General features: G+C 64.5%; 24 protein-coding genes. 10 read left to right on the top strand and 14 right to left on the bottom strand.

Translation table 11 applies throughout. The features are described from left to right. Positions 1-38 precede the first annotated feature (38 nt). The 5 genes from AC07PQ_RS09925 to AC07PQ_RS09905 all read right to left on the bottom strand — a co-directional run bounded on the left by AC07PQ_RS09925 (position 39) and on the right by AC07PQ_RS09905 (position 2,908). Complete coding sequence (locus tag AC07PQ_RS09925; protein ID WP_007930050.1) at positions 39-752, bottom strand: Imm52 family immunity protein; 714 nt, start codon at positions 750-752, stop codon at positions 39-41. A 14-nt stretch (positions 753-766) separates the two neighbouring features. After that, the gene (locus AC07PQ_RS09920; protein WP_053259706.1) at positions 767-1,222 is read right to left on the bottom strand and encodes a Tox-REase-5 domain-containing protein; all 456 of its coding nucleotides are present in this window, start codon (positions 1,220-1,222) and stop codon (positions 767-769) included. A gap of 365 nt (positions 1,223-1,587) precedes the next feature. Continuing rightward, positions 1,588-1,974 (bottom strand): hypothetical protein, encoded by a 387-nt coding sequence (locus AC07PQ_RS09915; RefSeq protein ID WP_493185428.1) that lies wholly within the window; start codon positions 1,972-1,974, stop codon positions 1,588-1,590. After that, positions 1,962-2,504, bottom strand: coding sequence for a DUF4123 domain-containing protein (locus AC07PQ_RS09910; RefSeq protein ID WP_053259704.1), 543 nt, complete (start codon positions 2,502-2,504; stop codon positions 1,962-1,964). Before AC07PQ_RS09910 ends, AC07PQ_RS09915 begins: the two co-directional genes overlap by 13 nt. Further along, positions 2,501-2,908, bottom strand: coding sequence for a PAAR domain-containing protein (locus AC07PQ_RS09905; RefSeq protein WP_081502472.1), 408 nt, complete (start codon positions 2,906-2,908; stop codon positions 2,501-2,503). The genes AC07PQ_RS09910 and AC07PQ_RS09905 overlap by 4 nt, the downstream gene beginning before the upstream one ends. A gap of 193 nt (positions 2,909-3,101) precedes the next feature. Here AC07PQ_RS09905 and AC07PQ_RS09900 point away from each other — a divergent pair, with 193 nt between their 5' ends. The 4 genes from AC07PQ_RS09900 (at position 3,102) to AC07PQ_RS09885 (ending at position 6,983) form a co-directional block, all read left to right on the top strand. After that, positions 3,102-3,566 (top strand): hypothetical protein, encoded by a 465-nt coding sequence (locus AC07PQ_RS09900; RefSeq protein ID WP_009042259.1) that lies wholly within the window; start codon positions 3,102-3,104, stop codon positions 3,564-3,566. Between the two features lie 36 nt (positions 3,567-3,602). After that, positions 3,603-4,427, top strand: coding sequence for an SDR family oxidoreductase (locus tag AC07PQ_RS09895; protein WP_493185427.1), 825 nt, complete (start codon positions 3,603-3,605; stop codon positions 4,425-4,427). 218 nt (positions 4,428-4,645) lie between these two features. After that, positions 4,646-5,641: an SEL1-like repeat protein gene (locus AC07PQ_RS09890; RefSeq protein ID WP_238543452.1), complete on the top strand. Its 996-nt coding sequence runs from the start codon at positions 4,646-4,648 to the stop codon at positions 5,639-5,641. A 316-nt stretch (positions 5,642-5,957) separates the two neighbouring features. Continuing rightward, positions 5,958-6,983: an SEL1-like repeat protein gene (locus tag AC07PQ_RS09885; protein ID WP_493185426.1), complete on the top strand. Its 1,026-nt coding sequence runs from the start codon at positions 5,958-5,960 to the stop codon at positions 6,981-6,983. 108 nt (positions 6,984-7,091) lie between these two features. On the opposite strand, the gene AC07PQ_RS09880 is transcribed toward AC07PQ_RS09885, so the two are convergent. The 4 genes from AC07PQ_RS09880 to AC07PQ_RS09865 are packed head-to-tail and all read right to left on the bottom strand — an operon-like array spanning position 7,092 to position 11,927. Continuing rightward, a complete protein-coding gene (locus AC07PQ_RS09880) occupies positions 7,092-7,958 on the bottom strand; it encodes an efflux RND transporter periplasmic adaptor subunit (protein ID WP_007930062.1) in 867 nt (288 codons plus the stop codon). 10 nt (positions 7,959-7,968) lie between these two features. Further along, the gene (locus tag AC07PQ_RS09875; RefSeq protein WP_007930063.1) at positions 7,969-8,169 is read right to left on the bottom strand and encodes a DUF1656 domain-containing protein; all 201 of its coding nucleotides are present in this window, start codon (positions 8,167-8,169) and stop codon (positions 7,969-7,971) included. Further along, positions 8,159-10,363 (bottom strand): FUSC family protein, encoded by a 2,205-nt coding sequence (locus tag AC07PQ_RS09870; RefSeq protein WP_493185425.1) that lies wholly within the window; start codon positions 10,361-10,363, stop codon positions 8,159-8,161. Before AC07PQ_RS09870 ends, AC07PQ_RS09875 begins: the two co-directional genes overlap by 11 nt. A gap of 52 nt (positions 10,364-10,415) precedes the next feature. After that, on the bottom strand, positions 10,416-11,927 hold the full coding sequence (locus tag AC07PQ_RS09865) for an efflux transporter outer membrane subunit (RefSeq protein WP_493185424.1): 1,512 nt from the start codon (positions 11,925-11,927) through the stop codon (positions 10,416-10,418). Between the two features lie 262 nt (positions 11,928-12,189). Here AC07PQ_RS09865 and AC07PQ_RS09860 point away from each other — a divergent pair, with 262 nt between their 5' ends. Beyond that, positions 12,190-13,158, top strand: a complete 969-nt coding sequence (locus AC07PQ_RS09860) for a LysR family transcriptional regulator (protein WP_007930066.1) — start codon at positions 12,190-12,192, stop codon at positions 13,156-13,158. A gap of 230 nt (positions 13,159-13,388) precedes the next feature. Then, entirely contained in the window at positions 13,389-14,363 is a 975-nt protein-coding gene (locus tag AC07PQ_RS09855; protein WP_007930993.1) for a 2-hydroxyacid dehydrogenase, read from the top strand. Positions 14,364-14,451: 88 nt separating this feature from the next. Here AC07PQ_RS09855 and AC07PQ_RS09850 read toward each other — a convergent pair whose 3' ends face one another. Next, on the bottom strand, positions 14,452-15,423 hold the full coding sequence (locus tag AC07PQ_RS09850) for a DMT family transporter (RefSeq protein WP_493185423.1): 972 nt from the start codon (positions 15,421-15,423) through the stop codon (positions 14,452-14,454). Between the two features lie 260 nt (positions 15,424-15,683). Between AC07PQ_RS09850 and AC07PQ_RS09845 the strand changes: the two genes are divergently transcribed. After that, positions 15,684-16,559: a helix-turn-helix domain-containing protein gene (locus tag AC07PQ_RS09845; protein ID WP_493185422.1), complete on the top strand. Its 876-nt coding sequence runs from the start codon at positions 15,684-15,686 to the stop codon at positions 16,557-16,559. A 133-nt stretch (positions 16,560-16,692) separates the two neighbouring features. Here AC07PQ_RS09845 and dacB read toward each other — a convergent pair whose 3' ends face one another. The 4 genes from dacB to AC07PQ_RS09825 all read right to left on the bottom strand — a co-directional run bounded on the left by dacB (position 16,693) and on the right by AC07PQ_RS09825 (position 20,479). Then, positions 16,693-18,141: a D-alanyl-D-alanine carboxypeptidase/D-alanyl-D-alanine endopeptidase gene (gene dacB / locus AC07PQ_RS09840; RefSeq protein WP_493185421.1), complete on the bottom strand. Its 1,449-nt coding sequence runs from the start codon at positions 18,139-18,141 to the stop codon at positions 16,693-16,695. Positions 18,142-18,281: 140 nt separating this feature from the next. Further along, positions 18,282-18,605: a DUF3325 domain-containing protein gene (locus AC07PQ_RS09835; protein WP_493185420.1), complete on the bottom strand. Its 324-nt coding sequence runs from the start codon at positions 18,603-18,605 to the stop codon at positions 18,282-18,284. Further along, positions 18,606-20,177: a PepSY-associated TM helix domain-containing protein gene (locus AC07PQ_RS09830; RefSeq protein WP_493185419.1), complete on the bottom strand. Its 1,572-nt coding sequence runs from the start codon at positions 20,175-20,177 to the stop codon at positions 18,606-18,608. Next, entirely contained in the window at positions 20,174-20,479 is a 306-nt protein-coding gene (locus AC07PQ_RS09825; RefSeq protein WP_007929383.1) for a DUF3649 domain-containing protein, read from the bottom strand. The genes AC07PQ_RS09830 and AC07PQ_RS09825 overlap by 4 nt, the downstream gene beginning before the upstream one ends. 220 nt (positions 20,480-20,699) lie before the next feature. Here AC07PQ_RS09825 and AC07PQ_RS09820 point away from each other — a divergent pair, with 220 nt between their 5' ends. The 3 genes from AC07PQ_RS09820 (at position 20,700) to fecA (ending at position 24,732) form a co-directional block, all read left to right on the top strand. After that, positions 20,700-21,188 carry a sigma-70 family RNA polymerase sigma factor gene (locus AC07PQ_RS09820; protein WP_097135882.1) on the top strand — a complete coding sequence of 163 codons (489 nt, stop codon included), beginning with the start codon at positions 20,700-20,702 and terminating at the stop codon, positions 21,186-21,188. Continuing rightward, positions 21,185-22,150, top strand: coding sequence for a FecR domain-containing protein (locus AC07PQ_RS09815; RefSeq protein WP_493185418.1), 966 nt, complete (start codon positions 21,185-21,187; stop codon positions 22,148-22,150). The genes AC07PQ_RS09820 and AC07PQ_RS09815 overlap by 4 nt, the downstream gene beginning before the upstream one ends. Positions 22,151-22,371: 221 nt before the next feature. Next, positions 22,372-24,732 (top strand): TonB-dependent Fe(3+) dicitrate receptor FecA, encoded by a 2,361-nt coding sequence (gene fecA, locus AC07PQ_RS09810; RefSeq protein WP_493185417.1) that lies wholly within the window; start codon positions 22,372-22,374, stop codon positions 24,730-24,732. The last annotated feature ends 154 nt before the right edge of the window (positions 24,733-24,886 follow it).

The raw sequence follows: 24,886 nt of genomic DNA, 5'->3' as shown, positions 1-24,886 counted from the left end.
GTGGGGGCTTTTTTCATGCCCGGGCGAGGCCCACCGAGCTAGTTCATGAACAGCGGTAAATACCCCAGCTCCACCAACTTGATATCGATCTCCGCAACTCGCTGGACATCAGCCCGTTTGCCCTCATCCATCACCTGTGGACAACTCACGATCAGCGTGCCGCGTTTTGGAATGTCGATGAGCTGGTCGGCGCTCGGAAAATCCCCGGCCCGCAACACGTGTGGACAAAACCCGACCCAGCCGACGGTCTGCCGGTCCTTGAACACCTTGGTGCGCAGATAGTGGTCTTTTGGCGCCAGCACACACCAGTCAAGTTCAGGCCACAGTTCAACAGCCAACTGAATCACCCTGATCACTACCGGTTTCACATCGGGAATGGCTGCCACAAGCGCCCCGCCATCTTCGAAGCGCATGCTGGCGACTGAATCCAGGTCGTGTGCGTTGTAATGAAAGGCCAACCCGCCCTTCAGGGGATCATCCAGGCCATTCCACACGGAAAACTGCAATTTCGTGGGGAAGTCATCGTTATGGTTGCTCCGGGCCTCTTCACGCAGAGACTCGAAGTCGTCATTGATCCGCTTGCGCAGCGACTCCTCCCTGGAACCGCCCTGCAGATACCAGTCCCGCAGCAGAGGATGAATCTCGCCAAGGCCTTTGAGAAAGCGCTCGGCCCTTTCCAACTGCGCCTCATGCGAGACCGCTGAGATCTTCTGTTTGTCGAAACGCAGAACGAATGAAAATTTTCTGAACAAGCGCTCATCCTCAGTCAGGCTTCAAAAACACGGTCGGGATTTTCACGGCGGTACTCATCCCACTCTTTCTGCTCTTTTGCACGTTGCTTGATGTACTCATCATGATCCTTGGTGCCCGGCATCGGGTTCCAATAGGCGGTCAGGTTGGCGAGCCCCTTCTCCGCATACTGTTCGGCACAATACTCATAGACCACCCTTTGCAGGAAATGCCATTCAACCGAAACCGGCGGGCTGGGCCGGGCTTTCAGGGAATGTATCTCGGCAGGAGTAATCAGGGTTTTCTCCACATTGGCCCAAGGGCGCGGCAGCCCGATAAGCGGAATGAACATGAACGCGTAATTGGCCTTGGCTTCCAGCAAGGTGCAACGCGGTTTGTCGAAACCATCCCACCAGGTATTGTTCCACCACCACTCGTAAGGCATCGGGAAAGCAGTCACCCACGCCTGATAGAGCGCGGACTGGGCGGACATACTATGACCTTTGCCGTTATTGGGTATCGTCATGGTTCCCTGTTCGGGTGGGCATTTCACACAGTCCTTGTCCCGCTTGACCTTACAGTCGCGCTCGGCTTCCCGAGTCCGCTCAGCGGTCGTCGGAGGCGCATCTACCCTGGGTTTTGCCTGGGGTTGCGTCTGCGGCAAAGGGACGGGCTGCGGGATTGGCCTGGGCGCAGGCAGTGGCTGAGTGGGCCTGGGCGCCGGCATCGGCATTGGCCGAGGAGCGGGCATCGGCAGCCTGGGAGGCGGGGCTGGAATCTCGAACGGTAAACGTGGCCCCAAGCGAGGCGCCACGCGAATAACCATCGGCCCTGTACTTGGCAGAATCCCCAGTCCACTCATGGTCGAATCTCCCCGGCGGCTTGCATATCCCGCCAGTGCTGCATGTTCATCCTGAACGCCACGATATCCTCGTAATCCTCGAATCGCCGTTCGGGGCTATCCGCTACAGGCCTGTTCATGAACTCGATAAAGGCCGGCTGCTTGTCAAAGTCGGTAAAGGTCAATCCATGCCGCAAAAAATGCTCGACGGACTCGGGCTCCCTGATGCCAAAACTCCACGCACGCTCACGCAGGTCTTTCAACATCTGTAGAGCCGGCATCAGGCCCTTTCTGGACAACCACTCAGGGTTCTCCTGCTGTAGTTCCAGTAACAACCGCTCAAACACTTCGTTCTGACGAATGTCATCCAGTTGTGAAAGCTGCTCGACACTCAACTCAAACATGCGTGCTCCCCTACCTGCTCGACACCGTAGCTGAGATAGCAACCTTGCAGGGGTTGCCAGACCAGCCAGTCCTGGACATGACGCATGATCTGCTGGATCTGGGAGGGTGATATCACCTTGTCCAGCGCACGCCTGACCTCGGGACTGTAGTAACGAAACAGTGCTCGGCGCCCATCCGGCATTTGGCTGAACAACAAGCCCTGGTGATAATCGCGCAGGATGTCGAAAGGCTGATCACTCCAAAGCCAGGAGACCATCGGCGTCTGCTGGTCCCGCGTAATCAGCCAGTTGCCGAATGCCCCGTGCAAACCGCTCCTGGAGTCTGGAAACTCAACCAGTACCGGGCCGGCATGGCGAATTTCATCCAGTGCGCCAGCGCTCAGGAGCCAGTGAAAACGGATGCTGTCGCCCGCCTCTTCAAGGCGTTTGTTCAACGTCAGATAGCGGGCGCCATCGATAAGGGCAAGCAGTCTGGACGACGGCCCGGAGGGTTCCGAGAGCTGCCAGAATAAAGAGCCGACACGCCTCATGCGCTGCTCCCCAGTGCTTCCAGCGGGACAAAGGTCTGATTGCGCTGAGCGGCCAGCAGCAGGCACTTCAAACATAATCCGGGTACGGAGGGGAGTGCGGCTACTGCGGAGGACACCGCACCGCCGCCACTATTGCCGATGATGATCGTCCCCGAACCACCCATAACCACATTGCCGTGACTGCCCAGGGAACCCAGGACAGCGACTGGCTTTCCGTTGATCAGTACGTTGGGAATGACATTGGCGTTCAATGCTGAACCGCAAGCGGTCGGGTCACCCTCCCGTGCGGCGGGCAGGTGGTCAAAGAGGACATCAGGCGAGCCACTGGTTATCGGATTGGTACCGTGACCAGGCAAAGGGCAGGCGGTTGGATCGCCAACGCGCGCGGCAGGTTTCCCAGACATTTCAACTTCCCTATCGAAACTGGCGAGAAAACCGACTCTGCCGAATGCTCGAAAAACAGACAATCCCCAATCCTTTTCAAAATCTTTCCGAAATGCCGCGCCACTGCGCCCTCTCCGTCCTGGGATCAGGGTTGGCCAATCCCACCTACGCTTAGGTAGGATGACTGCTCTATTTCCCCCCGAGGTTCACCTCATGTTCATCGGCGTTCTGCTGGTTATCACCTGGCTGATCCTGCTGGTCCGTTACCCCGCCAAGGCCTTGCCGGTGTCCATGGCCGCCGCTGTCGGGCTGGGCCTGGTGGCGGTGTGGGTGGTCTGGCTGGACAACCGCGAAGCCCAGCAACTGGCGCGCCTGGAATTGCGCATCAGTTATGCCCCCGAGCATTGCCCGGCGGATCGCCCGCTGCTGCTGAAGATGAACAACGGCAACGATGTGCCGCTGACCGAACTGCGCTGGCGCGTCGCCGCCTACGCCCCGGGTGACACCGTGAACCTGGCCGACAACCAGTACAGCGCCCCGCGTTATCGCGGCCCCGGCGAGTTGCAGGCCGGCGCCAACTGGGAAGACTGCCTGCCCCTGCCGCCGCTGCGCCCCGGCTACCGCCCGCAAACCCTGGAGTTTCGCGCCGAGCGCTTGCAGGGCAGTTTCTCCGACTGATTCCCCCCTTCCCTCTTTTTGCACAAGGACCGCGCCATGCCCGTTGCGCTGATCACCGGTTGTTCCAGCGGCATCGGCCGCGCCCTGGCGGATGTTTTCAAGGCCGCCGGTTTCACCGTCCTGCCCACCGCCCGCAGGGCCGAGGACGTGGCCATGCTGCAAGCCGCGGGTTTTGACACGGTGCAACTGGACGTCAACGACGGCCCGGCGCTCACCGCCCTGGGCGAACGCATCAACCAGCAATATGGCGGCCTCGACCTGCTGATCAACAACGCCGGTTATGGCGCCATGGGCCCGCTGCTCGATGGCGGTGTCGAGGCCATGCAGCGGCAGTTCGAAACCAATGTGTTTGCCCTGGTCGGCGTGACCCGGGCCATGTTCCCGGCGCTGCGCCGCAGCCGCGGGCTGGTGGTGAATGTCGGCAGTGTGTCGGGCGTCCTGGTGACGCCTTTTGCCGGTGCCTACTGCGCCTCCAAGGCGGCGGTGCATGCCTTGAGCGATGCGCTGCGCATGGAACTGGCGCCGTTCGGCATCCGGGTGATGGAGGTCCAGCCCGGGGCTATCGCTTCGAGCTTTGCCAAGAATGCCGGGCACGAAGCCGAACAGCTGTTGACCGAACGATCGCCCTGGTGGCCATTGCGCGAAGGCATCCGCGCACGGGCCAGGGCCTCCCAGGACCACCCGACGCCCGCCAGCGAATTTGCCGCCAGGCTGCTCAAGGCCGTGCAGCAGGACAAACCACCGCGCCTGGTTCGGATCGGTAATGGCAGCCGGGCGTTGCCCTTGATGGCCAGTCTGTTGCCCAAGGGTTTGCTGGAGAAGGCGCTGATGAAGCGTTTTGGCCTGGGCGCAAAACTGTAACGGCCGATCACCGGCAGCGGAACGTCGCCCGGCTGTTCCCACGGGTTCCAGAAAACGTCTTTTAGTCGCCTAGGTTGTACCCTCTCCCAATCCCAGTAGAATGCGCGCACTCGAGGCTCCCAGGGCCTCGATCAGGCCGCATGGATCGCTGGCGAACCGCTGAAACTCCCCCCTCTTCCATGCTCGCCGTCACTCAATCGTCGATCAGGGAATATCCATTGAAACCTCAACACTTGCTGCCGCTGGTACTGGCCACCGCGCTTATCGGCTGCGCGCCATCGCCAGACGAGGAGCTGAACGCCACCCTGCCCCAGCTCAGCCTCAAGGAGCTGTTGCCGCCAGCCGTCGCCAACGAGTACTGCAACCCCAAGCTGGACAGCGATCTGCTGTATGGCATCGGCTACCAGCTGTACAACGACGACAAACCCGAGCAGGCGCGCAGTTGCCTGATCATGGCCGCCCCCACCCACGACCGGGCCCTGTGCTACCTGGCGAGCATCGCGGAACAGGACAGCAGCAAGGACAGCGCCGAGCGCGACCGCGAAGCCTTCGGCTACATGGCCTATTCCGCAGTGAAGAACGACTCCTGCGCCGAGTTCGGCATGTTCCAGAACTTCACCTACGGCATGCGCGGGCAGACCCCGGACAGCGACCTCGGCCTGCGCTGGCTGGAGCGCTCCGCGCGCCATGGCGATGCGGACGCGCAACAGACCCTGGTGCGCCTGCACAGCAACAAGAACAATCTGCCGCTGGCCTACAGCTGGGCCAGGGTCCTGGATGACAGCGCACAGATCGACGCCTTGAAACAACGGATGAACCCGCAGCAAATCAGCGAAGGCGAACAAGGTTTCGAGCAACTGGGCAAGCACGTCACCAGCAAGGACGCGGTGCGCAAGGAAGCCCGCGAGGAGAACATCGCGGTGTACTCGGCGAACATCCATATGGAATACCCCGAGACCTTCAAGGGCCTCTCGGTGGCCGAGCGTCATGCCCTCATGGAGCAGGCCGTGGCCACGGTGAGCACCCGTCCCGAGTTCAGCACCCGTGGCCAGCTGTACGCTTATGTGATCATCGCGCGGCAGGCGCAATTGAAGCAGGCCGGCGTCGATGTGCTGCAGAACCCGCAGATCGTGGAACTGCTCAGCGATAAAGAGCTGGAAGTGGCGGATGCCGTGAAGAAAGCCGACGTGATCCTCGGCCAGGCAGCCCTGTAACCGCGTCTTCGTCGGCACATGGAACGCCGCCCGGCCGCGCCTACCTATAGGGGCCTATGTATGCCACTGTTTTTAGGCGCCGGCTTGCCGACGAAGGGCCCCGGCCGTTCCTCCAGCAATCTAGCTTCATGCTGAGGTTGTGCCCCCTCGCAATCCCAGTAGAATGCGCGCCTCTTGAGCGCTTGCGCTCAACACAGCATGGAATCGCTGACGTCGACACTGAAAGCACGGAACTGCTCAAGCTCCCCCCTCTCCCGTCCTGTCCCTGCTGCATTCCATGCGCCTCTTCATTCAATCGCAGATCAGGGAATATCCATTGAAATTGTTCAACGTGCTGCCACTGGCATTGGCTGCCTTGCTGGCGGCTTGCGCCACCACGGCTCCAGAAAAAACCGAGCCGAAAGTCCCCGAACTGAATGACACCCTGCCCAAGCTGACGCTGGAAAGCGTCTTGCCCAAGGTCAGCGCCAACGAGTACTGCAACCCGGCCATGGACGCCGATGTGCTGTACGGCGCCGGTTACAAACTCTACGAGGCCGAGGACTACACGAACGCCAAGAGCTGCTTCGCCATGGCCGCGCCGAACTACACCCGGGCGTTCTGCTACCTGTCCACCAGCACCGATCAGGAAACGGACAGACCCAAGGCCGAGCGCGACCGCGAGTCCTTCAACTACATCGCCTACTCGGCCTCGCAGAACGATTGGTGCGCCGAGTACGGCATGTACGCCACCTACTGGTTCGGCGACAAGGACATCCCCCAGGACCGGCAGCTGGCGGTGCGCTGGCTGGAGCGCTCGGCGCTGCACGGCAACCCGGAGCCGCAGCAGAGCCTGGCCGACGCAGCCGAAGAGTCTGGCAACCTGGTGAAGGCCTATGCCTGGCTGAAGGTCATCGATAACACCGAAGACACCAGCCAGCTGGATGCCTTGAAAGGCAAGATGAGCCCGGAGCAACTGGCCGAAGGCGAACAACGCTTCAGCGAGCTGAAGGCGCGCGTGACCAGCAAGCAGGTGATGTACGACGAGGCGCGAGCTGAGGAGGTGGCCATTTTCTCGGCCGAGATCCATTTCGATATCCCCGACCTGTTCAAGGGCATGACGACGGCCGAGCGCCAGGCCTTTGTCAAAGCGGCCATCGCCAAGGCCCGGGACAGCGGCAAGTTCAAACTGCATTACGCGGTGACCCAGTACATCATCGTCTCGCGGCTGGCCCAGCAGCGTTACCCCGGTGTCGATGTGCTGCAGAACCCGAAGCTGGTGGTCGCCATCAACCACGTTGACGACGGCTTGGAGGCTACGGCGAAGAAGTCCCTGGCGATCATGCAGAAAAGCTACAAGTAACCCTCGCTCTCCAGCTCGATAGCGCCTGGTCGCCCGCCGGCTCCCGCAATATGTCGCGGGAGCCGGTTCGCCAGAGATGCCGCCCAGGCACGCCCGGCAGCGGCCCGATCACTGCGCATCCCCACCCTCCTTCACCACCACCGTGCAGGTAATCCCCGCCGCCAGCAGCACGCCTTCCGGCACCTCGTCGATATGGATGCGCACCGGCACGCGCTGGGCCAGGCGCACCCAGTTGAAGGTCGGGTTGACGTCGGCGATCAGCTCGCGGCTTTCCGGGTTGTCGCGATCGTAGATGCCGCGGGAAATACTCTCCACATGACCCTTGAGCACCTCGCCGCTCATCAGTTGCATCTCGGCCTTATCGCCGACGCGCACATGGGGCAGCTTGGTTTCCTCGAAGAAGCCGTAGACCCAGAACGAATGCCTGTCGACCACCGCCATCTTCGGTTCGCCGATGCGCGCGTAGTCGCCGCGGTGCACGTTGAGGTTGGTCACGTAGCCATCGACCGCGGCGCGTACCTGGGTGCGCTTGAGGTTGAGCTCGGCGGCCTCCAGTTGCGCCTGGGCCTGCTGGTAGTCGGCCAGGGCCGAGTCGGCGATGTTGCTGGCGTCGTCGCGGTTCTCCTTGGAGATCACCAGGTTGTCCAGGTCGGCGCGGCGGTGGGCGTTGACCTTGCGCATCTCCCAGGTGGCCTTTCTCGAAGCCACCAGCGACTGCGCCTGCTTGACCGCGATCCGGTAGTGCTCGGGGTCGATCTGCATCAGCAGGTCGCCCTTTTGCACCAGCTGGTTGTCGCGCACCGGCACGTCCACCACTTCCCCGGTGACGTCGGCGGCGACGTTGATGATGTCGGCGCGCACCCGGCCGTCGCGGGTCCACGGCGTGTTCATGTAATGCACCCACAGGGTGCGGCCGATCCACAGGGCCAGGGCCAGCACCAGCAGGGTCGCGAGCAGGCTGAAAAACTTTTTCATCAAAGGACTCTCAACGGTAGACAGTCAGCGCCATGGCGCCGAACAGACAGCAGAACAGGCTCAGGCGCAGCAGCGCCGGGTGCCAGAAAAAACGGTACAGGTCATAACCCGAGATGAAGCGGTCCAGGGCCCAGGCCAGGGCCGCGGCAATGAAGAACATCAGGGTCATGGTCGGCATGTACACGCCGTGGAAGGCGATTTCACGAGGCATGTTCAAGTCCTTGGGTCGGGGCCTGTATGGGCTGTGCGGCGTAGGCGGCCAGCGGCGATTGCGGGTCGAGCAATGAGCTGCGGATGAAGTGCAGGTAGCTCTTCACCCGGCGCAAGACCGAGGTATCGAAGTGCGGAGCGAAGGGCTCGTCGCTGGTCTGGACCCGGCCGATCGCGTGATCGACCGCGACCAGCGCGCGCGCAAGGTTGCTCTGGCCCGGTTGCAGGAACAGCCGTACCAGCGAACGGCCCATGACCCGGATCGCCTGGCGCCACGGCTGGGATTCGGCATAGGCCGGGTGCACCGGGAGGATCGCCTGCTCCTTGCGCAGCTCGATGATCGCGTGGCCCACCTCCAGCACCACGAACATCCAGCGCAGCAGCTCGCGCTGCACCTGCGGCTGCCCCGCCGCCAGGCCATAGGCCTGGTGCAGCAGGTCGCGGGTGCGGCTTTCGAAGCTCGACGCCAGGCCCTTGAGCTTGCCGCTGATGGCGTACACCACCTGGCCACGCAGGTCCTGCTCCAGACGGCGCCATAGCCAGCGGCTGTTGGGCGGCAGGATGATCGCCCCGGCGGCGGCGCAGACCAGCATGCCCATGACCATGGCGATGTAGTCGTTGATGAAGGCGTAGGGGTTGTAGACGGTCAGGTTGTCCGGCACCGAACCGGTGCTGAAGAAGATCAGCAGCCCCAGGCCGACCCCGGCGTACTGCGGGCGGGAAGCGAGGAACGAACCGAGCACGATCACCGGCGCCAGCATCACGCACAGCAGTGGAAAACCGTCGATCCAGGGGAACACGAAGAACATCTCGACGAAGCCGACCACGGCCCCGATCAAGGTGCCGCAGGCCATCTGGAAGGCCATGCGTTTCGGGTTCGGCGTGGCGGCCGAGAGGCCGACGGTGGCCGCCGCGATCAGGGTCATGGTGGCGCCGCTGGGCCAGGCGGTGGCGACCCAGTAGCTGCCGAGCACGATCAGGATGAACGAGGCGCGGATCCCCGAGGCGGCCGAGGCCAGCCAGTTGGTCTGCGGGGTGAAGGGCTCGTCCCAGCGCTCGCGTTCATGGCTGTGTTCGGCCAGGGATGCGTGGGTCTGGGCGTAGCTGTGCAGCTCGTCGACGAAGCGATAGAGCAGCTCATAGGCGGTGTGGAAATCCAGCTGCTCGGCATCGCTCGGCTCATGTTCCTGGAACAGCGCGCGCATGCTCCGCACCCGCGTCGGCAGCTCGGCCTTGTAGCTCGCCAGCTGCTCGGCCAGGCGCGCAGCATCGGGGCTGGTCAGGGCGCGGCCGGAGAAGCCGTCCAGCAGTTCGGCGAGGTCCTGCAACCCCGGTTTGGTCGCCGCCAGCACATACTCGGCGGCGCTGCTGCGCAGGCGTTCGAGCAACTGGTGCAGGGCGTTGAAACGGGTGGTGATGCCCATGAACTCGCTGTTCAAACGGCTCAGGCGACCGTTGCGCCGACGCATGTGCGGGTCTTCGAAGACGGTGACGCTGCGCAGGCCCTCCAGGCCCACCGCTTCGGCGATGAAACGCACGTTGCCGCTCTCGAACGCGTCGCGCTGGCTGCGGCCGCGCAAACCGTCGGTGACGAACAGGGCGAACACCCCGAAGCGCTGGTACAAGGCGTTGCGCATCGCCGCGCTGGCGGTCTGCGGCAGGATCGCGGCGCTGACCAGGGTCGAGCAGAGAATCCCCAGGGAGATCTCCAGCACCCGCCACACCGCCGCCATAAAGGCCCCGTCCGGATGGGCCAGGGCCGGCAAGCCGACCATCGCCGCGGTGTAGCCGGCCAGCACGAAGCCGTAGGCGCGGAAGTTGCGATAACGCGCGGCGCCGGCCGAGCAGATGCCGACCCAGATCGCCAGCGAACCGAGGAACAGTTCGGTGTTCTGGGCGAACAGGGCGATCAGCGCCACCATCACCGCCGACCCGGCCAGGGTGCCGAGAAACCGATAGAAGCTCTTGGCGAACACCTGGCCGCTCTGCGGCTGCATGACGATGAACACGGTGATCATTGCCGTGCGCGGTTGCGGCAACTCCAGGCGCATGGCCAGCCACAGGGTGAGGAACGCGGCGGCCAGGACCTTGAAGATATAGACCCAGGTCACGCCGTCGCTGCGTGCCCAGTCGAAGAAACCCCGGCGCCATTCAAGGGAGTACAGCCAGCGCAAGGGAGCAGGCAAGGGAGTCATGGGGGCTTACTCGGTGATCAGCACTTGGTGGTCGGCTTTTAATGGTCAGCTTTTAATGGTCAAAGATGGCCAGCGCCGCCGGAGTCTTGCTCGGTTGGGTCCGGCTGTCCTCGGGCACATCGCGCCCCGCCTCCAGGCCGCCGCCCAGGGCCGTCACCAGCTCGGCATGGGCGCTCAGGCGCGCGGCCTGGACCTGCTGCTGGATCTGCTGCTGGTGGAACAGCATGCCCTGGGCATTGAGCACATTGAGGTAGTCGGTGAGGCCGCGCTGGAAGGCGACCATGGCGATGTCGTAGGTCTTCTGCGCCGACGCCACCGACTCGGCGGCGAACTCGGCCTGCTTGTCCATGGAAGCGCGGCGGATCAGCTGGTCGGAGATGTTCTTCAGGGCGTTGACCAGGGTCTGGTTGTAGTGGGCCACGGCGATGTCATAACCGGCCGCGGCCTCGCCCAGCTCGGCGCGCAGGCGGCCGCCGTCGAAGATCGGCAGGCTGATGGCCGGACCGACGTTGTAGTTGAGCTTCTTGCCGGTGAGGAACTCCAGCGCCCCGCCACCGGTGGCCATGTAGCCGAGGCTGCCCACCAGGTCGACGTTGGGGTAGAAGCCGGCGTGGGCGACATCGATGCCGCGGGCCTGGGCCGCCACCTGCCAACGGCTGGCGACCACGTCCGGGCGCTGGCCGAGCAGTTCGACGGGCAGCGCCGACGGCAGTTTCAGTGGCGCGGCCAGGGACAGGCTCGGCCGTTGCAACTGCGCGCCCGCCCCCGGTCCCTTGCCGGCCAGGGCGGCGACCTGGTTGCGGCCCAGGGCGATTTCTTCGTCCAGGGCGTCCAGCTGGCGATGGGTTTCCGGCAGCGGAGTCTGCGCCTGGCTGACTTCGAAGTGGGTGCCGATGCCGCCGGCCAGGCGCTTTTGCGCCAGTTCGAGGATCTGTTCCTGCTGCTTCAGGGTGGCGAGGACGATGTCGCGCTGGGCGTATTGCAGCGACAGCTGGATATAGGCGCGCACGACATTGTTCTGCAGTTCCAGCTGGGCCAGGCGCGCCTCGGCGGCGCTCATGTGCGCCAGGTCCACGGCACGCTCGCTGGCATTGCTTTCCCGGCCCCAGAGGTCGAGGGCGTAGCTGAAGCCGAGCGCGGCGTTGTTGTCCCAGGTGGTGCTGTTGGCCAGTTCGCCCGGGCCGTAGAACTGATCGGTGGGCCAGTTGTGGCGCTTGAGGGTAGCGTCGCCCTTGATCTGCAGCGACTCGGCCGACTCGGCGATGCCGGCCATGGCACGCGCCTGGCGCACCCGGGCGGCGGCCATGGCCATGCTCGGGCTGCCCTGCACGGCCAGGCTCACCCAGTGGTTCAGCTGCGCATCGCCATAGGCCTGCCACCATTGGGCGGCGGGCCAGCGGGCGTCGCGCGCGGCGCTCTGGATCGCCTCGTCGGTGGCCAGTGTATTGGCCGGTAGTGCCTTGCCCTGCGGGGCAATGCCCCCGGTTCCGATGCAGCCGCTGATTGCTAACGATAAAGCCCAAACACTGAGAGTCTTCAGCTCTCTGCTGATGCGACGCGGCACTGCTGCGAATTCCTGAAATAGGGAGAAGGCGGATCCCTGTAGGAGCGAGCGTGCTCGCGAGACGGTGTCACTGAGCCACCGCATTGCACGGGCTCCGGCAGCCGGCCCCTACAGATCGGCGCAATTCTAGGCGGCGGGCTTTACGGCGATAAGCTGGGATTCCTGTGAATCTTTATTACCGTTCGCGCGATAATCCCTTGGTGCAATAGCCAACAATCTGTTACTTCGTGTCACAATTTGCCATCTCCCCAGAGAGCACCCCATGGACACTTTGCAAAACATGCGTGCCTTCAGCTGTGTCGCCGAAGCCGGCAGCTTCACCGCTGCCGCCGTCCAGCTCGACACCACCACGGCGAATGTCTCGCGCGCGGTCTCCAATCTGGAGGCCCATCTGCAAACCCGCTTGCTCAACCGCACCACTCGCCGCATCGCGCTCACGGAGGCCGGCAAGCGCTACCTGCTGCGCTGCGAGCAGATCCTGGCCTACGTCGAAGAAGCCGAGGCCGAGGCCAGCGATGCCCACGCGCGGCCGTCGGGGCAGTTGAAAGTGCACACCATGACCGGCATCGGCCAGCACTATGTGATCGACGCCATCGCCCGTTACCGCAAGTCGCACCCGGACGTGACCTTCGACCTGACCCTGGCCAACCGCGTGCCGGACCTGCTGGACGAGGGTTACGACGTGTCCATCGTGCTGGCCAGCGAGCTGCCGGACTCGGGTTTCGTCTCCCAACGCCTGGGCATCACCTACAGCATCGTCTGCGCCTCGCCGGCCTACGTGAAAGCCAACGGCTGCCCGAGCAGCCCCAGCGACCTGTCGAACCATGCCTGCCTGCGCCTGGTGAGCCCGGTGATCGCCCTGGACAAATGGCTGTTCGACGGCCCCGAGGGCCAGGAAGGGGTCACCCTCAACGGCTCGCCGTTCCTGGTGAACTCCGCCGACGCGCTGAAAACCGCGATCACCAGCGGCATGGGCCTGGGCGTGCTGCCGGTGTACGCGGCCATCGAGGGCCTGCGCAACGGCACCCTGGTGCGGGTCATGCCCAAATACCGCTCCCAGGAGCTGAACCTGTACGCCATCTACCCGTCGCGCCAGTACCTGGACGCCAAGATCAAGACCTGGGTCGAGTACCTGCGCAACACCCTGCCGGAGATTCTCGCCGCCCATCAGGCGGAGCTGACGGCCTATGAACTGAGCGGCGGACTCAGCGGCGTGCGCCTGGCCCCTTGATCGGGGCTTTCTCATGTATCCCCCTGTAGCCGCTGCCGCAGGCTGCGAAAGGTCCGCAGGACCTCCTGCGGCTGCTGGAACGTCACGGCCGTGCCGGCCGATCGCAGCCTGCGGCAGCGGCTACATTCGCAGAATCATCCGGCCCTGACCGCCTGCGCAGCCGCTACAAAAAGCCCGTGGGGAATGTTAGCTTGCTTGGCATTCTCCTCTGCCTGACGAGCTTTCCCGCGATGAAAAAGACCGTACTTGCCTTCAGCCGCATCACTCCGGACATGATCGAGCGCCTGCGCCAGGACTTCGAGGTGATAGTGCCCAACCCCAAGCAGGGCGATATCGGCGCGCAATTCAACGAAGCCCTGCCCCACGCCCACGGCCTGATCGGCGTCGGTCGCAAGCTGGGCCGCGCGCAGCTGGAAAACGCCAGCCGGCTGGAAGTGGTCTCCAGCGTCTCGGTGGGCTACGACAACTATGACCTGGCCTACTTCAACGAACGCGGGATCATGCTCACCAACACCCCGGACGTGCTCACCGAAAGCACCGCCGACCTGGCCTTCGCCCTGCTGATGAGCAGCGCCCGGCGCGTCGCCGAACTGGACGCCTGGACCAAGGCCGGGCAATGGCAGGCCAGCGTCGGCGCACCGCTGTTCGGTTGCGATGTGCATGGCAAGACCCTGGGGATTGTCGGCATGGGCAACATCGGCGCGGCCATCGCCCGACGCGGTCGCCTGGGCTTCAACATGCCGGTGATCTACAGCGGCAACAGCCGCAAGCCCGCGCTGGAACAGGAGCTGGGCGCGCAGTTGCGTAGCCTCGAGCAGTTGCTGGCCGAAGCGGATTTCGTCTGCCTGGTGGTGCCGTTGAGTGAAAAGACCAAGCACCTGATCAGCCACCGCGAACTGGCGCTGATGAAGCCGGGCGCGATCCTGGTGAATATCTCCCGCGGCCCGGTGGTGGACGAGCCGGCGCTGATCGAAGCCCTGCAGAACGGCACCATTCGCGGCGCCGGCCTGGACGTCTACGAGAAGGAACCGCTGGCCGAGTCGCCGCTGTTCCAGCTGAAAAACGCCGTGACCCTGCCGCATATCGGCTCGGCCACCCATGAAACCCGCGACGCCATGGCCAACCGCGCCCTGGCCAACCTGCGCAGCGCCCTGCTCGGCGAGCGTCCGCAAGACCTGGTCAACCCGCAGGTGTGGAAAGGCTGATACCACTGCCTATCACCACCTGTAGCCGCTGCCGAGCCTGCGAGGCTGCGAAAAGGTCCGCAGGACCTTCAGCGATAGACCTGCAGAATCAGGTCGCCTGGTTTTGCGACGGCTGCGCCGCCGTTCGCAGCCTCGCAGGCTCGGCAGCGGCTACAGATTCAGATTCAAATCCGGATGCAGATGCAGGCACAAGTCTGGGCTTGCGGAACACCAGTACGTTGCCCAGCATCACCAGGACCAGCCCGGCCAGCGCCGGGGCGGTCCATTGGTAACCTTCGGCGAAGGCCGAGACATTCAGCGCCACCACCGGGAACAGCACGGTGCAGTAGGCCGCCCGCTCCGGGCCCATGCGGCCGACCAGGGTCAGGTAGGCGGTGAAGCCGATCACCGATCCCGGGATCACCAGATACAGCAAGGAGCCGATGTAGCGCGCGTTCCACTCCATATCGAAAGGGATGCCCTTGACCAGGCAATAGCCCGCCAGCATCGCCGCGCCATAGGCCATGCCCCAGGCGTTGGTGGTCAGCGGCCTGAGGCCGGCTTTCTGCTGCAGGCTGGACAGCATGTTGCCCGCCGAGAAACACAAGGTGCCCAACAGCGCCAGGCCCAGGCCGAGCAGGGTTTGCGGGCTGGCGCTATGCCCCGCCAGTTCCGGCCAGAACAGCAGGCCCAGCCCCAGCAGCCCCAACGCCCCGCCCAGCAGTACGTTGCGGGCGATCTTCTGGGCGAAGAACACCCGGGCATTCAGGGCGTTCCACAGGGTCGCCGTGGAAAACACCACCGCCACCAGGCCGCTGGGAATCCACTGGCTGGCGTGCAGGAAGCACATGAAGTTGATACAGAACAGGCACAGCCCCTGGGCCAGGCAGATCAGGTGCCCGCGGCGGTTCATCACCTGCAGCTTGCGGCTGAGCAGCAGCATGACGAACAGCACCAGGGCCGCCAGGGCGAAGCGATAGACGATGGACACCGGAATCGCCACCACCCCCAACTGCCACTTGAGGGCAATCCAGGTGGTGCCCCAGATCAGGACGGTGAGCAGATAAAGCGTGAGGTTCATGGCGCGAGACTCCTGTGCAGGGCAACCCAGTCTCAGGCCATTGCCTGCCCGGGCGCTTGCATAAACTTGCGCTTTTGTCGGTTGCCGGGCTGGCAGCGCGCCGCCCACGGAGTAGGATGCAGAGCCATGTAGCCGCTGCCGCAGGCTGCGATAAGGTCCGCAGGACCTTCTTGCGATATCAAAAGCGCGTCTCCTGCGGAGCCGATCGCAGCCTATCGGCAGCGGCTACAGAATGCCGTTCAATTTCAGACCTGACCGCCATGCCCGCACTGGAAACCCTGCAAGTCTTTCAAGCCCTGAACCGCTCGCCCAATGCTCGCCTGGAGCACAGCGCCGAGCTCGGTGACGGCCTGGCCGCAGCCTTGTGGAGCAACCATCACGACGCCCAGGACTACGAAGCGCCGAGCCATCACACCCTGTCGTGCTACATCGCCGGCGGCACCGGGACCTTTCGCCGCGGCCAGCCGGGGACCAAGGGCGGTCCGGACAAGCTGTGCATCCTGCCCGCCGAGCACCAGTCTGCCTGGGTGATCAATGGCGGGATCCGCCTGGCCCACCTGTATTTCAGCCCGGAACAATTTGCCCTGGGCTGCGTGACCCTGCTGGACCGCGACCCCCGCGAACTGCAATTGCAGGAAACCACCTTCCTCGACGACCCACAGCAGGCCAGGCGCTTTCGGCAACTGATCCAGCTGAACTGGGACGAGCCCGGCGAGCGCCTGCTGACCAGCAGCCTGGCCCACGAGATGCTCAGCCATGCCCTGCTGACCCAGGTCGGCCAGCGCCAGGGCCTGCGCCTCAAGGGCGGGCTGGCGGCGCACCAGCGCCGGCAACTGGTGGAATACATCGACAGCCAGCTGGCCGAGTCGATCAGCCTCGGGCAACTGGCCGCGCGCTGCGCCTTGTCGGAATACCACTTCGCACGGATGTTCCGCGCAAGCTTCGGCCTGCCACCCCATCAATACCTGCTGGCGCGACGCCTGAAACATGCCCGCGACCTGCTGCGCGGCACCCGCCTGCCCCTGGGGGAGATTGCCCTGGCCTGCGGCTTCGCCAGCGCCAGCCACTTCACCAACCGCTTTCGCCAGGCCCTGGGCGGCACGCCCGGGGAATATCGCCAGGCGTTTTTCGGCTGACGGCGAGTGATCGGCAGGCGTACCGCGTCTCACCTTTTCGCGGGCAAGCCTCGCTCCTACGAACGCGGCGCCTGTAGGAGCGAGGCTTGCCCGCGAAGACGGTGTATCGGTTACCCTCCGTCGTTCCAGGCTTTTACTGCAACAGCACCCGCGTCACCCGGTCTTCCAGGGCCTTGATCTGCGCGCCGTCGGCACGGTAGTTGTTCGATAGCATCACCAGCACCAACCGGCGACCATCGGCCGTTCGCAGATACCCGGACAGCGACGACACGCCCTGCATCGAGCCGGTCTTGGCGTGCAGGTTATCCACAGCCCCGGTGCCTTGCAGGCGATAACGCAGGGTGCCGCCGGTCATGCGCTGGGCATCGCCAGCCACCGGCAGCGCCGCGTACCAGGTGGCGAACCAAGGCTGCTTGCGCGCCACCAGCAACAGGTCGCTGAGGCTCTGGCTGGAAATCTGGTTGCGCCGCGACAGCCCGGAACCGTCCACCTGCACCAACCCTTGCGGGCTCAGGCCCTGGCGCCGCAGGAAGCCTTCGATGGCCGCCACCCCGGCAGCGGCGGTGCCGGCATTGGCGGTCTTGCGGCCCATGGCCTTGAGCAGCACCTCGGACATGTTGTTGTTCGACAGCTTGAGCAAGGGCGTGATCAGGCCCGCCAGCGGCATCGACGAGTGGCTGGCCAGCACCCGGGCGGCGGGCGCCGTGGGCTGGCCGAGGCGCACCTGGCCCAGCACCGTCACGCCCTGCTCGGCCAGCGCTTGTTGGAACACGTCCGCCACCAGGCGGGTCGGTTCCCACACGCTGACCCAATTGCGCCGCGACTGCCCCGGCGGCAAGGCGCCACTGATCAACAGCAGATTGCTGCCATGCTCACGGCCGACCTGCAGGCTGTCCGCCGTCCCGACCCGGCCCTGATTGCGCAAGCTCATCAGCCGGTTTTCCGGGCTGACGCGAACCGCCAGCGGCGCTCCCGGCACCGTCGGTGCCGTTACCGCAACCAGTACGCTGCCGGCGTCGAAGTCGTCGTTGGGAGAAATATTGAGCGCGGAAATCTGCGCCGCGTAATACAGGCTTTCATCGTCGCTGGCCCAATCGACACCGAGTCGTTGATCGTCGAAGGCGGTGTCGTCGAGCACCAGGTCACCCGCGACCTGACGAATGCCGGTACGCGCCACCGCCGCCGCCAGCTCCTGATAATCCTTGGCCTGCATGCTCGGGTCGCCGGAGCCGCGCAGGTAGAGATTGCCGTGCAGCCGCTCGCCCTGTTGCGCACCGTCGCCCAGTACCGCGGTGGCAAAACGGTAGTCGGGGCCGAGGACGTCCAGCGCGGCGGCGGTGGTCAGCAGCTTGAGGCTCGAAGCCGGGATCAGGCGGCTGTCGGGGTTGTGCTGATACAAGGCCGCACCGCTCTCGGCATCGCGCACCGTCAGCGATACCGTGGCGCCCTGGAGCGCCGGGTCGGCGAGGACCTGATCCAGGTTGGCAGCGTACCGGGCGCCGGGATGGCTGGCGCAAGCCGCCAGCGACAAGGCCAGGAACAACCCCAGCCCGCGAGTGTAAAAACGATGTACTGAACCCATGAGAAAGGTATTTCCTTGATGACCTCGAACCCACCGCCGACAGCCTTGCGGCTGCGGCGGGCGCCCAGATAACGATTGGCGAGGGGCGCGTGTCAACGAACAATCGCAGCCAACGCCTCAGGCTGGGCGTTGCGCAGCGCTCATTGCGCCAACGCGGCCAGCGGACTGACCAGCAGCCCCAGCCCGGCCGCCAGCAATGCCAGGCGCGGCTGATACGGCAACAACAGCACCAGCGACAAGGCGCTTAGCATCAAGGCCGCGCACCACTGCACCAGGCCGAAAGCCCAGCCAGCCGCCGCGATCGCCGCCCACAGCGAACCCGCCAGCAGCAACCAGCCGCCGAGGCGCAGGCTACTGCGGCGCCGGGCCGTGGGTTTGTAGCCCAGGAGTTCGGCGTGGTGACGGTCCATCGACAGGCACAACCCGGCAAAACCGGGGTAACACAACAGCAGCGCCAGGAGCATTCAATTCACCTCGGTTTCAAGGGCGGCCCGTCGCGAGCGGGCGGCTGCGTTGGGATAGGCAGGACGTGACATCTTCCAGGCCGCCCAGGCCAGGAACAGCCCCGCCGCCAGGCAGGTCAGGTCGAACCCGGCCCGGACCCAGTCGCCGTGCACCAGGAAACCATCCAGCACATCGGGCACCGTCAGCGCATCCAGCAGCGGCACACTGGCCAGCAGCAACGCCGCCAGGCCCAACTGCTCGACCCAGGCCTTGCGCCCGCGACGCAGCGCGGCGTGCAACAGGCTCAGGCCCCAGACGATAAAGAAGCTGTTCACTTCCCAGTCCGCCCGCTCGGCGAAGCTCACCGGCAACAGGCGGTTGGCCCAGAAGAAGGCGGCGACGGCCAGCACCAGGCCGGACATGCTGGCGATGTTCAGCACTTCCACCAGCCGCAACTCGAAGGGCGTCACGCCGCTCTTGGCATGCTTGAGCTGGCGCTTGCCGAGCCAGATCACCAGCCCGGTGCCGATCATCGCGGTGGCGGCCAGGCCGCAGATAAAGTACAGCCAGCGCAACAGCGGCCCGGCGAAGAGGCCCATGTGCAGCCCGTAGAAACCGCCTCGGATAGCGACGATCGGCGACTGCGGCGGGGCAACCTGCAGCAGCTTGCCACTGACGCCGTCGAACGAAACCGCACTGCCAAAATCGCGAACCACCTGGTCGCCACCGTGGCGCATGACATTCACCGAGGCATTGGCATCCCCTGGATTGTTCACCGTGATACGCCCCACGCGGCCGCCCGGCCACTGCTCGCGGGCCTGCTGCAACAGCGGTTCGAGCTGCACCAGCGGCGCCGTCCGGCCCGCGGCCGGTGCGTTGCTGGTGGCGGGAAACGCCTCATTGAACAGTGCCCGGCTGTCTTCGCCGTAGGTGGCCAGGATGCTCGCCGGCATGACCATCGACATGAAGATCACCAGGCTGCTGTAGGTGATCATCAGGTGGAACGGCAATACCAGCACACCCACCGCGTTGTGCCCGTCGAGCCAGGAGCGCTGGCCCTTGCGAGGGCGGAAGGTGAAGAAGTCCTTGAAGATTTTCTTATGGATGATGATGCCGCTGATCAAGGCAACGAACATCAGCATGGCCGCCGCGGTGGACAGCCAGCGGCCCCAGGGATAGGGCATCTGCAACTGGAAATGGAAACGGTAGAAGAATTCGCCGCCGCGGGTATCGCGGGCCTGCAGCTCGGCGCCGGTGGCCGGGTCCAGCAGTTTCTGGGTAAAGGCGCCGCGCTCGCCGGGCTTGCCCGGAAATTGCCACATCACCGACAACACCGGCTCGCGGGCATCGGGCAGGTTGATGAACCAGCGCGAGGCACCCTGGGCGTGCTGCTGCAAGTAGCTCTGGGCGAGGATCAGGCTGGTCTCGTTGCTGACCGAGCGCGACGGCACTTCGGGCTGCATCCAATGGCTGATTTCATCCTTGAAGTAGGCCAGGGTGCCGGTCAGGAAAATCGCCAGCAGCAGCCAGCCGAATACCAGTCCGACCCAAGTGTGCAACCAGGCCATGGACTGGCGAAATCCCTCCTTCATGAGAGATTCATCCAATACGCCAACGCAGAAATCGCCGCCAACACCAGCGCCGGCAGCAGCAACCCGAACCAGGCCTGCCAGGCCGTGCGGCAGGCGAAGCACCAGAGCACCGCCACCAGGTAGAACAGGAAGGACGCCATCATGCCGCCGAATACCGCATCGGCGCGGGACACAGGGAGCAGCAGGGTCATGCAAATGCTGGACAACGCCGCCAGCAGGTACCCGCCGAACACCGCGGCCAGCACCCGTGAAGTCACGGCCAGACGATAGGAAAAAGGGATCGCAGCAACTTTGCTTTTCATGTTTCGACCTTGAAACCAGGACAGCCCGGCATTGGCAAATACCTCACGCGGGCTCAAGTCGGCGCAATATTAATGATAAATATTCTCATGCGCAAAAAATCCACAACCCACCGAGGGCTCTTCCGTCGGTCCGGGTTGATTGCCCAATGCCATGCCCGGCCACTACAATGCGAACAATTCTTGTTCTCTTAAGCATTTTCATGCTGCCGGAGCGTTCGGCTTGGCTCACTCCTCTACCGTCGAAGTCCTCTATCACGCCCATCACAGCTGGCTGAACGGCTGGTTGCGGCGTCGGCTCGGCTGCCCCGACAGCGCCGCCGACCTGGCCCAGGACACCTTCATGCGGGTGCTCAGCGCCCGGGAAACGCCGTCGATCGTCGAGCCACGGGCGTTCCTCACCACCATCGCCAAACGGGTGCTGTGCAACCACTACCGGCGCCAGGACCTGGAACGGGCCTACCTCGACACGCTGGCGCAGATGCCGGAACTGCTGGCGCCGTCCGAGGAGGACAAGGCGATCATCCTGCAGACCCTGATGGAGCTGGACCAGTTGCTCGACGGTTTGCCGCGCCTGGTGAAACGCGCGTTCCTGCTGGCCCAGGTCGATGGCCTGAAACACGGCGAGATCGCCCGCGAACTGGGGATTTCCATCGCCACGGTCAAGCGCCACCTGCACAAGGCAGCCCTGCGCTGTTACTTCGCCCTGTGAACGCTGCACTCCCCCGTCCGCCGGACATCGGCGCCCAGGTCGCCGAACAGGCCGTGCACTGGCTGCTCGAAATGCAGGCGGGGCCGCTCAGCCCGCGCCAGCAACTGGCCTGGCAGCAGTGGCACGACGCCCACAGCGAACATCAACGGGCCTGGGAACATATCCAGCGGGTCAACCAGCGGCTGCGCGGCCTGTCTTCGCCCCTGGCCCATGCCGCGCTCAACGCGCCGAAGTCCTCCAGCCGGCGCCAGGCGCTGAAACTGCTGCTGATCCTCGGCGCCGGTTCCGCCGCGGCCTGGGGCTTGCGCGAACACAATCCGCTGACCCCGCTGATGGCCGACTACCGCAGCCCGGTGGGCCAGCGGCGCACGCTGCAACTGAGCGATGGCAGCCAGCTGCAGCTCAATACCGACAGCGCGGTGGACGTGAGTTTCGATGGCCAGCAACGGCTGATCCGGCTGTTGGCCGGGGAGATCCTGCTGACCGCAGCGGCCGACCGCCGGCCGCTGCTGATCCAGAGCACCCACGGCCTGCTGCGCCCGCAAGGCGCACGTTTGAACCTGCGCCAGTTCAGCCAGCGCACCCAACTGGCGGTGTTCGAGGGCAACGTCAGCCTAAGCCCGTCGGATTACTCGGCAGCACCATTGCAGGTAAGCAAGGGGCAACAATTGAGCTTCACCCGCAGCGCCTGGGACAACCCGCGGCCGCTGGACGCCGGCAGCGGCGCCTGGAGCGAGGGCATGCTGGTGGCTGCCCATATGCGCCTGGCGGACTTCCTCGACGAGTTGGGCCGCTACCGTCGCGGCCAGCTCAACTGCGATCCACGGGTCGCCGACCTGCTGATCTCCGGCAGTTACCCACTGGACGACAGCGAACGGATCCTCGACCTGCTGGAAATCAGCCTGCCGGTGAAGGTCCGGCGCTTCACCCGTTATTGGGTCACGGTCGAGGCCCGCGCCTGAAACCTATCGCCTCTGTAGCCGCTGCCGCAGGCTGCGATGGCCTCAAGAGCACGTCCCCTTCGGGGTCGATCGCAGCCTTCGGCAGCGGCTACCAATCGGCACCGATTCAATGTTTTTTCCGACGTGCGAATTATTTTCATTTTGTGTGAGCCGTTTTCCAGCACTCGCGTGACAGAGAAGGAAAGCCCCCTTTGACTGCAACCTTCTCAGGATCGATGTCCATGCCCCAGCACCCCACTCGCCTTACGCCCCTTGCCCGTACCCTGCGCCAGTTGCTGCTGGGCGCCAGCCTGAGCTTGGCCGCCCTGCCGCTGGCCATCGCCGCCGACGGCCCGACGCGCGATTACCACATCGCGGCAGCGTCGCTGGAAAACGCCCTGAACCAGTTCGGCCGTGAAGCCGGGGTGCTGATTTCCTTCGGTTCCCAGGTCACCAGCGGCGTGCAGAGCCAGGGCCTGGAAGGCAGCTACACCACCGAAGAAGGTCTGAATGCCCTGCTCAAGGGCACCGGTCTGCAAGCCCGCGCCGAAGGCGGCAATGCCTTCAGCCTGCAACCGGTGAGCACCGAGGGCGCACCGGCGGCCCTGGAGCTGGGCGCCTCCAGCGTGGTCGGCGACTGGCTGGGCGACGCGGCGCAGACCAACGTCTTCGAGCATCCAGGTGCGCGGGATGTGATCCGCCGCGAAGAATTCGAACGCCAGGGCGCGACCCAGGCCCGCGACGTGCTCAACCGCATCCCCGGGGTCAACGCCCCGGAAAACAACGGCACCGGCAGCCACGACATGGCGCTGAACTTCGGCATTCGCGGGCTCAATCCGCGCCTGGCCTCGCGCTCCACGGTACTGATGGACGGCATTCCGGTGCCCTTCGCGCCCTATGGCCAGCCGCAGCTGTCCTTCGCCCCGGTCAGCATGGGCAACATGGACGCGGTGGATGTGGTGCGTGGCGGTGGCGCGGTGCGTTACGGGCCGCAGAACGTCGGCGGCATCGTCAACTTCGTGACCCGCGCCATTCCCGATGCGCCCACGGTCAAGGGCGGCTTCCAGACCGAGACCAGCCCGTCCTCCAGCCACGACGGCTTCAAGACCACCGGCAACCTGCTGACCGGCGGCACCGCCGACAACGGCCTGGGCGGTGCCCTGCTGTACTCCGGCAGCCGTGGCGGCGACTGGCGCGAACACAGCGACACGCAAATCGACGACCTGATCCTCAAGGGCCATTACCAGCTCGACGACACCAACAGCTTCAACGCCATGGCCCAGTACTACGAGGGCGAGGCCGACATGCCCGGCGGCCTCAACGTCGCCGACTACAAGGCCGACCCGTATCAGTCGACCCGTCCGTACGACAAGTTCTGGGGCCGTCGCACGCTGATCAACTTCGGTTATCGCTACCAGGAAGATCGCCGCGAATTCACCGTCAACAGCTTCTTCACCAAGACCCTGCGCAGCGGCTACCTGGACCAGGGCAGCTTCCTCTCGCTATCGCCGCGCGAATACTGGGTGCGCGGCGTCGAAACCCGCTTCGCCCAGGGCTTCGACCTGGGGCCGACCAGCCACGAGCTGGGCATCGGCTACCGCTACATCAACGAGGCCGGCCACGAGTTGCGCTACCGCACGCCGATCAGCGCCAACCAGCAACTGCCGAGCACCAGCAGCCGCAACGACCGCGATACCCGCGGCGGCACCGAGGCCAATGCGTTCTTCGTCGACGACCGCATCGACATCGGCAAGTGGACCCTCACCCCGGGCATCCGCTACGAGATGATCGAGTCCCAGCAGACCAACAACCTGACCAACGTCAAATACAAGGGCGACTACAACACCGCGCTGCCGGCGCTGAATGTGATGTACCACCTGACCGACAGCTGGAACCTCTACGCCAACACCGAGGGTTCGTTCGGCAGCGTGCAGTACAGCCAGATGCCCAACCGTGTGAGCAGCGGCGAAGTGAAACCGGAGAAGGCCCGCACCTGGGAACTGGGCACCCGCTATGACGACGGCGCCCTGCGGGCGGAGATCGGCGCGTTCCTGATCAACTTCGACAACCAGTACGACAGCAACCAGACTAACGACTCGGTGATCGCCCGTGGCGAAACCCGTCACCAGGGCATCGAGACCAGCGTCAATTACGCGCTGGACGGCCTGAGCCCGGCACTGGCCGGTTTCGATCTGTACGCCACCTACGCCTACGTCGACGCCACCATCCGTGAGGACGGGCCGAACAAGGGCAACCGCGTGCCGTTCTCGTCCAAGCACAAAGGCACCCTCGGCATCGGCTACACCGAGGGCCCGTGGAAGCTGAACTTCGACAGCAGCTACCAGAGCAGCCAGTTCGCCGACAACGCCAACACCTCCGCCGAAAGCGCCGACGGCAGCACCGGGCGGATTCCCGGCTACATGCTGTTCAGCAGCCGCGCCGCCTACGACTTCGGCCCGCAACTGTCGGACCTGAGCGTGGCGGTCGGGGTGAAGAACATCTTCAACCACCAGTACTTCACCCGTTCGTTCGACGACAACAACAAAGGCAAGTACGTGGGCGAACCGCGGACCCTGTACGTACAGACCTCCGTGGCGTTCTGATCCACGGCCACCGCCTGCCAGTAGGAGCGAAGCTTGCTCGCGATAGCGTCCGGCCTGACACACCGCGCCGCCTTCATCGCCGGCAAGCCTGGCTCCTACAGAACAGCAAATCATTCCGCTCTGCAGGCACGCACTTGCTGGCGATGGCATCGAG

The sequence above is a fragment of the Pseudomonas sp. GW821-FHT09E12 genome (assembly GCF_059416085.1).
Note: the sequence above shows the minus strand (reverse complement) of the source record. Positions and strands in the feature narration are given on the sequence as shown.